Source organism: Pectobacterium brasiliense (assembly GCF_016950255.1).
GTDB classification, from domain to species: domain Bacteria; phylum Pseudomonadota; class Gammaproteobacteria; order Enterobacterales; family Enterobacteriaceae; genus Pectobacterium; species Pectobacterium brasiliense.
The window spans coordinates 1,246,800-1,260,882 of record NZ_JACGFN010000001.1 but is presented as its reverse complement, the minus strand read 5'-3'; the positions used below and the strand labels follow the sequence as shown (position 1 = coordinate 1,260,882).

The 14,083-nt window shown below is 44.5% G+C and carries 15 protein-coding genes, 2 tRNA genes and 1 pseudogene; 8 read left to right on the top strand and 10 right to left on the bottom strand.

What is annotated here, in order from left to right; genetic code table 11:
* Positions 1–132: 132 nt before the first annotated feature.
* The 6 genes from H4F65_RS05730 to H4F65_RS05705 all read right to left on the bottom strand — a co-directional run bounded on the left by H4F65_RS05730 (position 133) and on the right by H4F65_RS05705 (position 3,959).
* Positions 133–921: a hypothetical protein gene (locus tag H4F65_RS05730; RefSeq protein WP_010287209.1), complete on the bottom strand. Its 789-nt coding sequence runs from the start codon at positions 919–921 to the stop codon at positions 133–135.
* Positions 922–1,206: 285 nt separating this feature from the next.
* Positions 1,207–1,416 (bottom strand): TraR/DksA family transcriptional regulator, encoded by a 210-nt coding sequence (locus tag H4F65_RS05725; protein WP_039320792.1) that lies wholly within the window; start codon positions 1,414–1,416, stop codon positions 1,207–1,209.
* Positions 1,406–1,990 carry a DUF2857 domain-containing protein gene (locus tag H4F65_RS05720; protein ID WP_159398231.1) on the bottom strand — a complete coding sequence of 195 codons (585 nt, stop codon included), beginning with the start codon at positions 1,988–1,990 and terminating at the stop codon, positions 1,406–1,408. The genes H4F65_RS05725 and H4F65_RS05720 overlap by 11 nt, the downstream gene beginning before the upstream one ends.
* Before the next feature lie 16 nt (positions 1,991–2,006).
* Positions 2,007–2,201: an AlpA family transcriptional regulator gene (locus H4F65_RS05715; protein WP_025918863.1), complete on the bottom strand. Its 195-nt coding sequence runs from the start codon at positions 2,199–2,201 to the stop codon at positions 2,007–2,009.
* A gap of 153 nt (positions 2,202–2,354) precedes the next feature.
* Positions 2,355–3,269, bottom strand: a complete 915-nt coding sequence (locus tag H4F65_RS05710) for a hypothetical protein (RefSeq protein ID WP_159398230.1) — start codon at positions 3,267–3,269, stop codon at positions 2,355–2,357.
* 417 nt (positions 3,270–3,686) lie between these two features.
* The gene (locus tag H4F65_RS05705; RefSeq protein ID WP_010287755.1) at positions 3,687–3,959 is read right to left on the bottom strand and encodes a helix-turn-helix domain-containing protein; all 273 of its coding nucleotides are present in this window, start codon (positions 3,957–3,959) and stop codon (positions 3,687–3,689) included.
* A gap of 147 nt (positions 3,960–4,106) precedes the next feature.
* Here H4F65_RS05705 and H4F65_RS05700 point away from each other — a divergent pair, with 147 nt between their 5' ends.
* Together H4F65_RS05700 and H4F65_RS05695 are read left to right on the top strand one after the other, a co-directional pair.
* Positions 4,107–4,421, top strand: coding sequence for a helix-turn-helix domain-containing protein (locus tag H4F65_RS05700; RefSeq protein WP_039319862.1), 315 nt, complete (start codon positions 4,107–4,109; stop codon positions 4,419–4,421).
* Positions 4,422–4,606: 185 nt separating this feature from the next.
* Positions 4,607–4,921: a helix-turn-helix domain-containing protein gene (locus tag H4F65_RS05695; protein WP_039319744.1), complete on the top strand. Its 315-nt coding sequence runs from the start codon at positions 4,607–4,609 to the stop codon at positions 4,919–4,921.
* 133 nt (positions 4,922–5,054) lie between these two features.
* On the opposite strand, the gene H4F65_RS05690 is transcribed toward H4F65_RS05695, so the two are convergent.
* Positions 5,055–6,326: a tyrosine-type recombinase/integrase gene (locus H4F65_RS05690; protein ID WP_039319747.1), complete on the bottom strand. Its 1,272-nt coding sequence runs from the start codon at positions 6,324–6,326 to the stop codon at positions 5,055–5,057.
* 161 nt (positions 6,327–6,487) lie between these two features.
* A tRNA-Asn gene (locus H4F65_RS05685) sits at positions 6,488–6,563 on the bottom strand.
* 379 nt (positions 6,564–6,942) lie between these two features.
* Here H4F65_RS05685 and H4F65_RS05680 point away from each other — a divergent pair.
* Positions 6,943–7,212: pseudogene (locus H4F65_RS05680) on the top strand (LysR family transcriptional regulator); the annotation flags it as partial.
* Between the two features lie 392 nt (positions 7,213–7,604).
* A complete protein-coding gene (iraP, locus tag H4F65_RS05675) occupies positions 7,605–7,871 on the top strand; it encodes an anti-adapter protein IraP (protein ID WP_010279353.1) in 267 nt (88 codons plus the stop codon).
* Between the two features lie 171 nt (positions 7,872–8,042).
* On the opposite strand, the gene cycA is transcribed toward iraP, so the two are convergent.
* Positions 8,043–9,455, bottom strand: coding sequence for a D-serine/D-alanine/glycine transporter (gene cycA, locus H4F65_RS05670; protein ID WP_010279356.1), 1,413 nt, complete (start codon positions 9,453–9,455; stop codon positions 8,043–8,045).
* A gap of 336 nt (positions 9,456–9,791) precedes the next feature.
* Between cycA and H4F65_RS05665 the strand changes: the two genes are divergently transcribed.
* Positions 9,792–9,867 (top strand) — tRNA-Lys (locus tag H4F65_RS05665).
* 467 nt (positions 9,868–10,334) lie between these two features.
* Positions 10,335–10,622, top strand: a complete 288-nt coding sequence (locus tag H4F65_RS05660; protein WP_010279359.1) for a basic helix-loop-helix domain-containing protein — start codon at positions 10,335–10,337, stop codon at positions 10,620–10,622.
* 93 nt (positions 10,623–10,715) lie between these two features.
* Here H4F65_RS05660 and H4F65_RS05655 read toward each other — a convergent pair whose 3' ends face one another.
* Positions 10,716–10,940 carry a DUF2594 family protein gene (locus tag H4F65_RS05655; protein WP_010279363.1) on the bottom strand — a complete coding sequence of 75 codons (225 nt, stop codon included), beginning with the start codon at positions 10,938–10,940 and terminating at the stop codon, positions 10,716–10,718.
* 643 nt (positions 10,941–11,583) lie between these two features.
* On the opposite strand from H4F65_RS05655, the gene uvrY reads away from it, so the two are divergent.
* Complete coding sequence (uvrY, locus tag H4F65_RS05650) at positions 11,584–12,240, top strand: UvrY/SirA/GacA family response regulator transcription factor (RefSeq protein WP_010279369.1); 657 nt, start codon at positions 11,584–11,586, stop codon at positions 12,238–12,240.
* Positions 12,233–14,065, top strand: coding sequence for an excinuclease ABC subunit UvrC (uvrC, locus tag H4F65_RS05645; protein WP_010279371.1), 1,833 nt, complete (start codon positions 12,233–12,235; stop codon positions 14,063–14,065). Before uvrY ends, uvrC begins: the two co-directional genes overlap by 8 nt.
* The last annotated feature ends 18 nt before the right edge of the window (positions 14,066–14,083 follow it).

Here is a 14,083-nt window from a genome sequence, read left to right as displayed (position 1 = left end):
GATTGTTTCAAAATGTTAAGCATTGAAATTGGGCTGTCATGGTCTATCTTCTATCTTAATGTTGCTCTGTTAGTAAATATTACCCTCCAAAGGTTTGTCTTTGGCAATAATGCTGTAAATACTGACTAATTTTTACTCTGGTGGTATAACTGAACAATACATCGGCCCAGTGTAGTCTATAGGTTCACCATTGAGTTCATCAGCAATCCGATTCTTTTCATCAAGCCAGCTCGTGAACACCTTTAAGCGATCATGAATTAGAGGGTGATTCTTGACAGATGCAGCAAGTAGGAATGCAATGGCTTGACCTACCTCAGTGCAGACAAGTAGTGCGTAGTTCACATGCCAGCTATTTTGTCCGTAAACACCGGTAAGCTCGAAGCCATGAAACCTAGTATCTACCTCACCCATGTCCGTCAAGTGATTAAACACCGCTTTTTGGTTTGGATGCGCTCCGAGGTCAATAGCCGCTTCATAGTGAGCCATCACATATTCAGCCATTTCATGGGAAATGGACTTTAATTCATTTGAAGCCTTTTTCACGGTGAACATTTTGCGACATTTCTGAAGTGCCCCCTTAGAGGTGTGCCTGTTTAACCAAATTTTCCCCATCGCTTCGTCATGGGCTATCAGATAGGCATAACAGGCTGATTCGAGTGCGGTACGAACGATTGGAAAGGTTGACACCGTATGTCCAGATAGCGCCTGTTTTACCGCACTCAATAGCATCGTATAGGCATTTATTGCTAGAAGGCCTGCAATTGGGTCCACATCAAATTCATGACCAAAAATCTCTTCTTGGAATATCTGATCCATCTGAATAACCATATACATTAGCTGAGGATGTTCCTGTGCATGAACACTCGAATTTTCAAGTGTTGCGTTTAGATAGTCGAGTAGAGTTCCGGCTTTAATTTTCACTCTTTTCCCCTGTAATTCCTTATTTCTTGACGAGATGTTAACGCATTCATCCAGTAACATGAATAACGAGCTGGCAACGATTTTTTCTCGCTCTTTGCCGACTGTCAGGTTTAATCACTTTCTAATAGAGTAAGCTGTCAGATCAAATCTGAGCCAATATATATAAGTAATAATGGTGACAATTTTCTATTCAGTATCTCACTGCTTATAATATGCATAGTGGTTGATTCAGATAATAAAAAATGCGCAGAGGAAGCTCTTCCCTGCGCATATTCTTGCATATTATCAGCGCTGACGGTGCTCAAGAATAGTCTGGCATTCCGTACAGGTTGTCACGCCCGGCAGAGTTTGCCGTCGCTGCTCGGGAATTGATTCACCGCATAAACGGCAGTAATGTAATGAGGGCGTAGTTGCTGGCTTGAAACGGTTCTGTTCAATCATCTCTTCCAGACGTTGCTCATTAAATTCTTGATCGCGATCGATCTCATCTGGCATGCGATGTCCTCCTGTTCAGTGCTTCTTTCTCACAAAGGGTGATACGGTTCCAGACTGCGGTCAGGGAATGCCCTTTTTCGCGGGAAGACAATGATTCAGTAACCTGCATCATTGCTTCTAGTGCGTCAGGTGTATCAAGGTTTTCAGCGCGGTTCTTTTTCCATGACAGCCAAATTTCTGCATCAATGTCTTCATCTGGGATAGGCGTTCGGCCATAAGGGATAGTGACACCCAGCAACCGGCGACGAGCGCAGACTTCATTCGAGGTGAGGCCAAAAAAATGATTAAGGAGTGCAATAGATCCTCCCAATCTGACTGCGCGATTTATCTGCTGCTGGCGTTGCGCCTCTCGGCGGGACAACTCCAGAATCTGTTGTAGAACGTCGTGACGGACAGTGATCGACATAAACTGTGCGGATGCCCGGCTGACGATAAACAGTTCGTCGAGGGATAGCTGATTGAGGGCATTCAATTCGTCGAATGTGAATCCTAACGTTTCACAATAACGAAAATTACCTTCCTTGAGTGCGGCAAGGGCGTTTGTTAATACCGCGTAATTCAGTGAGGGGAACATAATGCTATATCTCCCTTCAGCGCGTTAAGCGGTTAGATAATTTGAAGTTAATCCATTCGTCAATTTCAGATTCAAGCCAAGCCACACTGGCAGGTCCAATCTTTATTGAAGAGGGAAAGGCACCTTCTTTCATGTACAGGTAGATTTGCGAGCGTTTCAGGCCGGTTTTTACTTCCACTTGTTTCAGGCGTAATAACTGATGCGATGTCATAAATACCTCCAGTGCAGAAATGGGATATGCCCGGAGATGACAAAGAAACACAGTGAGGAAAGGAGTGAAAGTTGAAGAGCCCGTATTACGGACACCACAATCCTTAATACGGGTTTTTAGATTGAAGCGTGTAATGTCATTTTAATTGGGTGCCTAAGCGGACGTAGGTGAACCACGTTCAAGCGCCGTTTTTAACGTATCGCCGCTGAATCGGTCGGTCATGCCTTCGTCTGATGCCCATTGTTCAAAGATGGACAGAAGCTTATAGGGTTGCCTGATTAATGGGCTGATAGCTTCATTGTTTTTACAGGCAAGCCAGAACAGTCTGGATAATGGCGTGGATATACGTGTCGAGGAGGGGGGAGATGTATCGTTTTTGGCGGGCATGTTAATTAATTTCTCAAGTTCGGCATGTTTGATGACAAAACAGGCATCCTTTGGCAAATCATGAATCGGAAAATATTCTCTATGGCTATACTGCTTTGTTTTCTGGTATGGGATTTTTTCAGTAATATGTGATGCGATATTTTTAGGAAGTCTCATGATTTGCTGTTTTATCCTTTCGCGATACCTGATTTTCTCAAATATTTGAAAGTGATCGTCGCCGATATTGACAGTAAGACCATAGTTAACGTGATTTTCTCCGATTACAGGTAGTGGAATACCCAGAGATCTCGCTAATAAACGTTGGACCAGAACATATTCATAGCCGATAAGCGTTGTATCAATCACTTGTCGAGTGGGGTAAGTATATTTACCCTCGGTGGTGACGATTAAGTTTCTGTTATTGATGAAACAGTTTTTTTCGAGAATGCATAGCTGGTTAATCAAATGATTGCCTATAGGCTTAAGCTTTGCCTTAGCATTTGATGTTTTGATTCTTCGTAAGATCACTGGAGATTGGAAGTAGATCGAAAGGTTGATATCTCCGTATAAGGCATGGCGATAAATATCAGCTTCTGTTAACAGCGAGTTTCTTATCTGAGCCGCGATAACTATGGCTTCTGGTATCGTAATCCAGCTAAATTCATCACTCGTGGTATTAAATATCCTATTTTTCGTTATCATGATTCATCTCCTTTATATGAAAATGATATATTGCATAGGTGGCTAACGTTTCCTTATGCAGCCATGACGTATAGATAGGATTCTGAAAATGAGGAATAGGATTAGTGAGGGGTTGTTGGGATAACGATGATGTTATTGATCGCTTTTCGCTGGCCGTCACAAAAATGTTCCAACTAGGATGCTATCAGCAGATGGGCTAACTTCCTCATGTCGATTTTTATTCTGTGCGTTGCTGATTTTATTCAGAGCAATACAACCAAAGCTCCGCATCAAAAAAGGAATGAAAATATCATGATTTACGGCATATCAATTGGTTCTAAGTCATTAACGAACCAATTGATGATGCGGTACGGTTGAACTGAGTTGAGATAAGAGCTTGTTTTCCCTAGTTGTTGGCGCTTAAGCCCAGCAAGTGATCTAATTTTTTTTATGACGAATTTCTCGCGGAATGCGCTGCCCTTGTGAATCGAAATAACGATTCGGCCAGATTTCACTCGCTGGAATGCCCAGTGCGTCTGCGATCAGTCGTTCACCTTTCGGCCAGGGTCGGTTTAGTGCATTTGCAAGCGTTGATGAACTAAGACCCGCCTCACGTGATACGGCTGCTAACGTCGTCTTTCGTTTACGCAGTGCTGCAATGATATCGGCAGGATGCCAGTCCATTCGTTGTTCCTGTTGTTCAATGTTCATACTTCCCCCCTCTTGGATTAAAACTTTACTTCTTCCAGTAAACTATATCTTTATTATAGGTGAAAAAACAACCATAAATAAAGATAAAATTTATTTAGGAAAGAAATGCTTCAAGAAGGGCTTACTGAGAGAAGCGATAATCAGTCTATGTTGATCAGCGCCGTGGATAACACCGTGATTGGTAAGCGATTAAGACTAGCCCGAGTGAACAAGGGATTAAAGCAGGCAGAGCTTGGTTGCCTAGCTGGTTTGGATGAGGAAACGGCAAGCTCTCGTGTGAGCCAATATGAAAGAGAAGTCAGTGCGCCAGATTTTGGGTTGGTTTCTCGGTTTGCTACAGTGCTGGATGTTCCTGAAGCGTATTTCTATGCTGTCGATGACGATCTCGCCACCTTGATCCTACAGTATCACCGTTTCAAGAAAGCCAACCCAAACTCCACGCTGCTCATCACACCTCAGTAAGGTTGATTCCCTAATGCGTCATGGTGTTCAATCTCTGTGCGTTTACCCTCCTAAATTTAATTATTCCTACTCTAAATAAATTAAATCTTCATTTTTGATCTTAAAATAACCAAAAATAAATTTTAAATTTACTGGATGAAGAACCACTTCAAGAGAGGCATGACGGGAACGGCGATAATCGGCTTATGTTAATCTGCGAAGCAGGTAATGCCGTGATTGGTAAACGATTAAGATTGGCCCGAGTGAATGCAGGATTAAAACAGGTCGAGCTCGGTTGTCTCGCTGGGCTGGATGAAGAGACAGCGAGTTCTCGCGTAAGCCAATATGAAAGGGAAATCAGTTCGCCGGATTTTGGTCTGGTTTGCCGTTTTGCGGCGGTGCTAGATGTGCCGGAAGCCTATTTTTATGCTGTCGATGAAGATCTCGCAACGCTAATCTTGCAGTACCATCGTTATAAGAAAAGTAACCCTAATTCTACGTTGTTGATTACCCCGCAATAGGCCTTCATTCCTGTATCCGGCCTGAGTAATTTCCTGACGTTTCTCGATTTTTTGTGAAATGCTGAGGCAAGATTTTCTCGCAGTCTGAAAAGCAGATCCTGTTATCAGGATCTGCTCTTAGATGCATTATCGATCAGGCTGCTCCAGCCGTCTTATGTTGTTGAGCATAAATGTATGGCGCAACATATCCTTCTCGGTTGGTATCCAAATAATCTGACCACCATTGCATCATCGCTTTACGTGCCTCGAGATATTCAGCTTTATGGATGTAAGCCGCTCGAACGCTATTGCGTTCCTGATGGCTCATTTGACGTTCAACGGCATCCTGCGACCATAGGCCAGACTCCATTAGGGCGCTACAGGCCATTGCCCGGAATCCGTGACCGCAGATTTCATCTTTCGTGTCATAACCCATCAGCCTCAGCGCCTTGTTGACTGTGTTTTCGCACATCGGCTTATACCGATTATGATCACCGGGAAATATTAGTTCCTGATGCCCGGAAATTTCCCGTATCTGTTTCAGAATAGCGACGGATTGACGGGAGAGGGGAACGATATGCGGCGTGCGCATTTTGGCCCCACGCCCGGAATAACGCACTCCGGGGATGGCTTCGCGGGTGGCTGGAATGGTCCAGATTTTGTTTCTGAAATCGATCTCAGACCAACGGGCAAAACGCAATTCGCTGGAACGGATGAACAGGTGCAGGGTGAGTGAGACTGCCAAGCGGGTTAATTCACGTCCTTGCTTGTAGTCCTCAATGCTAGCCAACAGTTCCGGCAGTCGCTCCAGCGGAAGGGCAGGGTAGTGACGTTTAACTGGAGGGGCGATAATGCCATCCAAATTTGCCGCCGGATTGTGCTCTATCAACTCCTGATGCACGGCATGACGCATGATGTTGCACATATGCTGTCGGGTTCGTGCCGCCACTTCCAGCAAACCTTTTTTCTCAATCCCTTTCAGCAGGTCGATGAAGTGGCGAGTTTTCAGTTCTGTGACTGGCAGGTGTCCAATTATCGGGAAGATATGGTTATTCATGCTGGCGAGCAGACGGGCGGCATGATTCTCTGACCAGGTTCGGTTGCTTTTATGCCAGCTCAATGCAACGGTCTTGAAACTCTTTGCAGGAGAACGAGCCGCCTTCTCAGCTGCACGTTGCTGTGCCGGGTTGATATTTTGCACCAGCAGTTTGCGGAGTTCATCACGTTTCTGGCGTGCTTCTGACAGACTGATTAACGGATAAGCGCCCAACGCTATGCGGGTCTCTTTGCCACAAAAATAATATCTGAAGTACCAGAGACGCGAGCCAGTAGGTTTAACGTGAAGATATAGGCCGTGTGAATCGGATAGTTTTATGGGGGTAACAGGTGGTTTTAAGTTGCGGATTTTAGTGTCATTAAGGGACATATGCGGGTCACTCCATTATCGAACCGGAAAGACCCCAAATCTGACCACCAAATTCTCCCGATGCGGAGGGTAAACTGAAAATGCATCGGGAAGACTTTTCACATTAACTTATTGAATCTAAATCATATAGGGATTCGCAAAGAAACATGAAAACAAGAATTTGGCTCCTCTGACTGGACTCGAACCAGTGACATACGGATTAACAGTCCGCCGTTCTACCGACTGAACTACAGAGGAATCGGTTAAGTGCGATGGATAATAGCGGGAGCGTTTCGGGTTGTCAAAGGCTGTTATCGCTTGGTGCGTTTGATTGCCGAACTAATAACCAACATATTGAAATTATTGCTCAAGTTGAGCACTGGAAAGCAATTAAATACGCGGAGTCGCGGACGGGTTTGCACCCTAAAATAGCACGGGGTGCTTTAAGATGGTGCAGGTTGGTATGGGCTTGCTGAGGGGATTCCTAGGCAGAATCAGGTATTTGGGTTAGCAGAATCATTGCTTTTCCTTATTTTACCTGTGGCTTATCAATGAGGTATCACTTTTTCTTAGGCATAGAAACATAATATGGCGCGCTTTTTGCTACCTCTTTAGAGTAACTACTCAGGAGGCAGACATGAATCTTAGACGGCTCAAGTATTTTGTGAAAATCGTTGATATCGGTAGCCTGACACAGGCTGCTGAGTTGTTGCATATTGCACAACCGGCGCTGAGCCAGCAGGTCGCGACGCTGGAGAGTGAACTCGAAAAACAGCTGCTGGTACGGAGTCGGCGTGGTGTGACGCCCACCGAGGCGGGGAAAATTCTTTATTCTCATGCACAGACGATATTGTCACAGTGCGAGCAGGCAAAGGATGCGGTGAGTGGCGCACGGCAGTCAATGAGTGCGTAAGCGTTAGCCATAGAGCCAGCCATTTCCCGATGGCTGGCTACTCATTAGATTTTTGTGTCAGATGTTCGATCAAGATGGAGATCTTTCTTATTTTTTTGTGAAGCTAATCACAACTCATAGCATTATCGATCTTCCTCAAAGCAGGAATTTTTGCTTTTAAAAGTAAAATGGTTTTTTAGTTTTTTTATTTATTTGGTTTATTTATCTGCAACTTCATTTTATTGCCGCTGTGTGAATATGATTTCCTTAAAATGATAATAGACACTAGCGGTCAGGCCATTCACAGTGTTACATTAATCTTCGTTATGTTTTCTCTATCCTGTGCACCAAGAACAGGTGTTGCCTCATGGGTGTATGACGGTTATTTTTTTGATTAAGGAGTTCAAATGAATAATATCCTCTCTCATCTTTTAATAAAGCTGGCAGAAAAAGAAGTTGGAGAAAAAGCGCTTAACGCGAAGATTGAATCGTTAGAGATGCTGATTTCTGCTATTGTTTCAACACTTGATGACAGTAAAATCAATGAATTAAATAGAAAGATAGAGGGTGTCGTTGCTGATGCTTCACAGCGGCAGGATGAACATAATTACTTAGCTTTCGAACTATTGGCAAAAAACATCAATCGAATCACAACCGTTTCATTACGGGAATAACTTTCTTATATATCAATGGTGACGACATTAATTGTTCGCATATTAATTTTCGTATATCCAATTGAGAATTGTTTATATCCAATAATAGAGAAGACTTGTGCTATGCGTGATTTTGCTGAAAAAAATTGAAGGCGCCGACGTTTGTCCGCGCCTTTCTTGCGTTTATACCTTTTACTTCACATCAACAGCCTGCTTTTTCCGACGAATAAACTGATAAGCAATAGCCAGAACAATAAACCACAGCGGCGTGACAATAAGCGCCTGCCGTGTATCTGGTTGTAATGTTAACAGTACAATAACAAAAGCGAAAAAGGCCAGACATATCCAGCACATGAAAATACCCAACGGCATTTTATAGGATGACTCTGCATGTAGCTGAGGGCGTTTTTTACGGTATGTCAGGTAAGAGCACAGGATGATGCTCCAGATGAACATGAATAAAATCGCGGAGACGGTGGTCACCAGTGTAAAGACCGTCATCACGTTCGGAATCAGGTAGATCAGCACCACGCCCGAAAGCAAACAAATACAGGAAAACATCAATCCAGTCGAAGGAACCGCGCGTTTAGAGAGCACGCCGAAACTTTTCGGTGCATCGCCTTGTTTCGCCAGGCCAAAGAGCATGCGGCTGGTGGAGAATACGCCGCTATTAGCCGAGGATGCCGCCGACGTCAGCACGACAAAGTTGATCATACTGGCGGCTGCAGGCAGGCCAACCAGTACGAACATTTCCACGAAAGGACTGCGATCCGCAGTAATTGCGCCCCACGGGGTGACGGACATAATCATAATTAACGCAAAAACATAAAACATGATGATGCGAATCGGGATGGCGTTAATTGCGCGGGGCAGCACGACTTTCGGATTTTTCGTTTCAGCGGCAGTTGTACCAACCAGCTCGATACCGACAAATGCGAATACGGCGATCTGGAATCCGGCAAAGAATCCGCTTATCCCTTTAGGGAACATGCCACCGTCATTCCAAAGGTTGGTAAAGGAGGCGACGTTTCCTGATGGGGAAGAGAATTGCATCATCACCAGCGCGGCACCGACCACGATTAACGCAACGATAGCGACAATTTTGATCATCGCGAACCAGAATTCCATCTCGCCAAACAGCTTCACTGTTGCCAGATTTAGCGTCAGTAATAGCAGGACGCAAAGCAGGGAAGAGACCCACTGCGATAAATCGGGGAACCAGAATTGCGAGTAGGCACTAATGGCTACGACATCGGCGATCCCGGTTACGACCCAGCAGAACCAATACGTCCAGCCGGTAAAGAAACCCGCCCATGGCCCAAGGAGGTCAGCAGCGAAATCACTGAATGATTTATAGTTGAGGTTGGAGAGTAATAGTTCTCCCATTGCGCGCATGACAAAAAACAGCATAAAACCAATGATCATATAAACGAAGATGATCGAAGGACCCGCCATGCTGATTGTTTTGCCCGAGCCCATAAATAGCCCGGTACCGATCGCTCCGCCGATGGCGATGAGCTGAATATGACGATTAGTCAGATTCCGTTGCAGTCCCTCTCCCTGTTCAGAGGCAAGGCCTGCGGTTTCTTTTGATTGTTCGACCATGTAAGTACACTTTCCTGTTTCTGTCTGTGATGTTTTTTTGAGCTCTTTGGCGGCTCTCGTTTACGAAAATCGAAACGAATAAGATAGCGCAACCGCAGTACTTATTACAGCGGATGTCTGAGATAGCCAGGCATAAAGAGGGTAGCTAATGCTGTAAGACGACGCTGTATGTTTTTCGCCCTAAAATGAAGAGGATATAAAATGATGAGAAGCAGAGATAAATAGGCTGAGCAGGTTAACAAAATTACCAATCGCTAACAATCCTATTATTACGCATAAAAAATTAATATGAAGTATTTGACAGGCACGCTGGGGAGGAGAATAATCCCCACCGTTGGGTCGTTAGCTCAGTTGGTAGAGCAGTTGACTCTTAATCAATTGGTCGCAGGTTCGAACCCTGCACGACCCACCAACAATTTCAATGAGTTATGATATTGGTTTCAGTTTGTTATTATTTCTTTTTTCTTTGGTTAATTTATTTTTAATTATATCCGTCCTTAACGTTAGCCGTATTTCCTGCGTTGGTTTTCCCCGCTCTATTCTATTTTTATCACTTTCATAACAAATCCCCCTCGCTTAATAGCCGTGACTTTTTCGATCATGTTTTATTGATATTCTGCTGTCATGCTATGTGGATACATAGGGTGTCTGATGATATCGCTGAACGTTATCACTTTTGATGGCGAGAATGTGCCCCATGCGTCCTGAAGAGTGGCGAGAAGATGCTATGCTTAACAGATGGAATAGTTGACACATCGTTTATGATGTGACGAGTTGCTTGCACAGGGTTGTGTTCATATCCACTGGGGCGGCGTTTAGAGGTAGCTGGAGTTTCCTGGTTAGCCATAAGCAAGTTTCTGCTTGATTTCGGAGGTTCATATGGGATTCGAAAAATTACTGGCTGTCATAGAAAAAAGTCACCAGGATCCAAAATCGGTTATCTCATTGTCTGAACTGAGCCAGGCAATCCATGAGATAATTTGTACGGAAAGTTCAAAAGAGTACAAAATAAATCAATGCTTCACTGAGCTGAGGGAACTGGTTGACGAAAGAAAAGCACTTTCCAGAAAACAGTTCCTGGATAAAGCGTTGGTGATGGAATTAACTCGTTATAAAAAGAAAGAAGAGGCACTGCTTTTGAAACTCATCAGTATCGGAAATAAATAGACGAGCGTCTCTATTTTTTAGATCAGGAAGACAATGCTTAATATCACTACACCGCCAGATCAAATTATTAAGATGGCGGTGTAGCAAATAGTGCTATTTACGGTAGCTGGTTTTGATTTGTTTAATCGTGTTATCAAAGACAGCGGCTTGCTCGGCATCTTCCAATTGAGCAATATATCTTTCCATATTGATGATAACTTTACCAGCATCTGCCTGGCCGATTGCTTTTAATAACAGCGTAACCATAGCCTTCAGGCAGGTAACCTCATGGGCCAGTGTTTCAGCGGATGCAGCAGTAGAAAAATCTGCGTTGCTCATGTTTTGTCCTCAACAAGAAAAAGATGTTTTCCTTCGCCTGCTGCGGGCGTTACCGCTGACGCGACAGGCAGAACCAGATGGACGAGAGTATAACATAAAGCATATTGTGGATTGATATTATTCGCGGATAAAGCCATTTTAGTGACTGTTTTTTATGCATTTAACTTATTTAAATAGCGTCTATATTTTGGATGTTCTTTGATGGTAAAGGCTATAGATGTGTTTTGTTTAATACATATGATGTTCACTATGGACGTTTTTCACTGAATATATTATTTGTATAATATCGTGGCAGACGATGATAAAATTTCTAACCACATATTGATTACAATAGTGACTTTTTATTGACATTCAAGATGTAAAGCCAATTGCATGCCATTTGATTTGCATTGTTTTTTATACATTTTGTGCCACCGACGTGTTTATACTGTGTGGCGTGTTTGAAATGTTAAGAATGTGATCAACATACACCATCAGGTTAACGATATATTGTTATGATCGGGAATGCGCTTTATTCCTTCTCGGTATATTTTAAAATACATATTCATATAAATCTGTGTTCATTATTTTTTGAAACCAACGTAGTATCACCTGCAAGCAACTTTTTATGTAAGTGTTACTCCCTTTTTTGGAGAATTATTCTTTGATTAGCGTTTTTCTTGTTGATGACCATGAACTGGTGCGGGCAGGGATACGACGCATTCTTGACGATATCAAAGGTCTGAAAGTGGTTGGTGAGGCATGCTGCGGTGAAGATGCTGTCAAATGGTGCCGAAGCAATGATGTAGATGTTGTTCTGATGGACATGAGCATGCCGGGCATCGGTGGGCTTGAAGCAACGCGCAAGATCCTACGTTTTACGCCAGATATAAAAGTCATCATGCTCACTATTTATACTGAGAATCCGTTACCTGCTAAAGTGATGCAGGCCGGTGCCGCGGGATATGTGAGTAAAGCCGCCGCCCCTCAGGAAGTGATCTCCGCCATTCGCGCTGTACATGCCGGTAAACGGTACATAGCTTCTGATATTGCTCAACAGATGGCATTAAGCCAGTTGGAGCCGCAGACGGATGCGCCGCTTGAGTGTTTGTCTGAACGCGAATTACAGATTATGCTAATGATAACGAAGGGGCAGAAAGTGACTGAAATTTCAGATCAGCTTAATCTTAGCCCTAAAACAGTGAACAGCTATCGCTACCGTATGTTCAGCAAGCTGAATATCAACGGCGATGTAGAGTTGACTCATCTGGCTATCAAGCATGGGCTTTTTACCGCGGAGACATTGTTAAGTAGTGAGTGAGAGTTTCGATGCTTCGGCATTTTTAAAAACGGTAACGAGCCAGCCTGGCGTCTACCGGATGTATGATGCCGGTAATACGGTCATCTACGTCGGTAAGGCAAAAGACTTAAAAAAACGACTTGCCAGCTATTTCCGCAGTCATGTCGCCAGCCGTAAAACCGAGGCATTAGTCAAAAGCATCAAGCATATTGATGTCACGATCACGCATACAGAAACTGAAGCCTTACTGCTGGAACACAACTACATCAAGCTTTATCAGCCGCGTTATAACGTCTTGTTGCGCGATGATAAATCCTATCCCATGATTTTCCTGAGCGGTGATGCGCATCCACGTTTGGCTGTTCACCGTGGCGCTAAGCATGCGAAGGGCGAATATTTCGGCCCGTTTCCCAACGGGAATGCCGTGCGTGAAACGCTAATATTGCTGCAAAAGCTGTTTCCGGTGCGCCAGTGTGAAAATAGCGTCTATCGCAATCGCTCTCGTCCTTGCCTGCAATATCAAATTGGTCGCTGTCTCGGGCCTTGCGTTAGTGGCTTGGTTAGTGAAGAAGATTATCAACAGCAGGTTGATTATGTTCGCCTGTTTTTGTCTGGCAAAGACCAGCAAGTACTGAATCAACTCATTTCCCGTATGGAAGCGGCCAGTCGCGATCTGCATTTTGAAGATGCAGCCCGGATACGCGATCAGATTCAGGCGGTTCGGCGGGTGACGGAAAAACAATTTGTTTCCGGCGACGGCGAAGATCTGGATGTTATCAGTGTTGCCTTTGATGCTGGCATGGCCTGCGTCTATGTCCTTTTCATCCGACAGGGAAAAGTGCTTGGCAGCCGGAGCTATTTCCCCAAAGTACCTGGCGGTACGGAATTGGGGGAGGTCGTGCAGACTTTTGTCGGGCAATTCTATTTACAGGGAAGCTTAGGCCGAACGCTTCCTACAGAAATTCTGCTCGACTTTACTTTGCCTGATAAGGATTTGCTGACGGAGTCTCTAACAGCAGTTGCGGGAAGAAAAGTACAGATTCAAACGAAACCCCGCGGCGATCGTGCGCGTTATTTAAAACTGGCGCGGACAAATGCTGCGACGGCGCTGGTCACAAAACTGTCTCAGCAGTCCACCATTCACCAGCGACTGGCGGCGTTAGCTAACGTTTTGCAGTTGCCAGAAATCCATCGGATGGAGTGTTTTGATATCAGTCATACGATGGGCGAACAGACTGTGGCATCCTGCGTAGTATTTGATGCCAATGGTCCGTTACGTTCGGAATATCGCCGCTATAATATCAGTGGCATTACGCCAGGCGATGATTATGCCGCTATGGCGCAAGTCCTCCGACGTCGATATGGTAAAGCGCTGGATGACAGCAAAATACCGGATGTCATTGTGATCGATGGCGGAAAAGGGCAGCTCGGCCAGGCTCAGGACGTGTTTGACTCGCTGCAAGTATCGTGGGATAAAAACAAGCCTCTGCTACTTGGTGTCGCGAAAGGCAGCGATCGTAAAGCTGGGCTGGAAACGCTGTTTTTTGAGTCGACGGGCGAGGGCATGGCACTACCGCCTGATTCTCCCGCATTGCACGTTATTCAGCATATTCGCGATGATTCGCATGACCATGCAATTGGCGGACATCGTAAGAAGAGAGCAAAAGTAAGAAATACCAGTACGCTGGAGCTTATCGAAGGTGTCGGCCCTAAACGGCGTCAAACCCTGTTGAAATACATGGGAGGGCTGCAACCTTTGATGAATGCCAGTATTGAGGAGATTGCAAATGTTCCAGGAATTTCGCATGCATTGGCAGAAAAAATCTTCCATGCATTGAAACACTAGGGACAATGTTGCAACATA

What these genes read in the sequence shown, in the direction of transcription:
- H4F65_RS05695 (WP_039319744.1), top strand. Translation starts at nt 4,607, where the DNA reads ATGTTAATCTGCGAAGCAGGTAATGCCGTGATTGGTAAACGATTAAGA.
- H4F65_RS05710 (WP_159398230.1), bottom strand. Translation starts at nt 3,269, where the DNA reads ATGATAACGAAAAATAGGATATTTAATACCACGAGTGATGAATTTAGC.
- iraP (WP_010279353.1), top strand. Translation starts at nt 7,605, where the DNA reads ATGAATAATATCCTCTCTCATCTTTTAATAAAGCTGGCAGAAAAAGAA.
- H4F65_RS05715 (WP_025918863.1), bottom strand. Translation starts at nt 2,201, where the DNA reads ATGACATCGCATCAGTTATTACGCCTGAAACAAGTGGAAGTAAAAACC.
- cycA (WP_010279356.1), bottom strand. Translation starts at nt 9,455, where the DNA reads ATGGTCGAACAATCAAAAGAAACCGCAGGCCTTGCCTCTGAACAGGGA.
- H4F65_RS05725 (WP_039320792.1), bottom strand. Translation starts at nt 1,416, where the DNA reads ATGCCAGATGAGATCGATCGCGATCAAGAATTTAATGAGCAACGTCTG.
- H4F65_RS05655 (WP_010279363.1), bottom strand. Translation starts at nt 10,940, where the DNA reads ATGAGCAACGCAGATTTTTCTACTGCTGCATCCGCTGAAACACTGGCC.
- H4F65_RS05720 (WP_159398231.1), bottom strand. Translation starts at nt 1,990, where the DNA reads ATGTTCCCCTCACTGAATTACGCGGTATTAACAAACGCCCTTGCCGCA.
- H4F65_RS05700 (WP_039319862.1), top strand. Translation starts at nt 4,107, where the DNA reads ATGTTGATCAGCGCCGTGGATAACACCGTGATTGGTAAGCGATTAAGA.
- H4F65_RS05705 (WP_010287755.1), bottom strand. Translation starts at nt 3,959, where the DNA reads ATGAACATTGAACAACAGGAACAACGAATGGACTGGCATCCTGCCGAT.
- H4F65_RS05690 (WP_039319747.1), bottom strand. Translation starts at nt 6,326, where the DNA reads ATGTCCCTTAATGACACTAAAATCCGCAACTTAAAACCACCTGTTACC.
- H4F65_RS05660 (WP_010279359.1), top strand. Translation starts at nt 10,335, where the DNA reads ATGGGATTCGAAAAATTACTGGCTGTCATAGAAAAAAGTCACCAGGAT.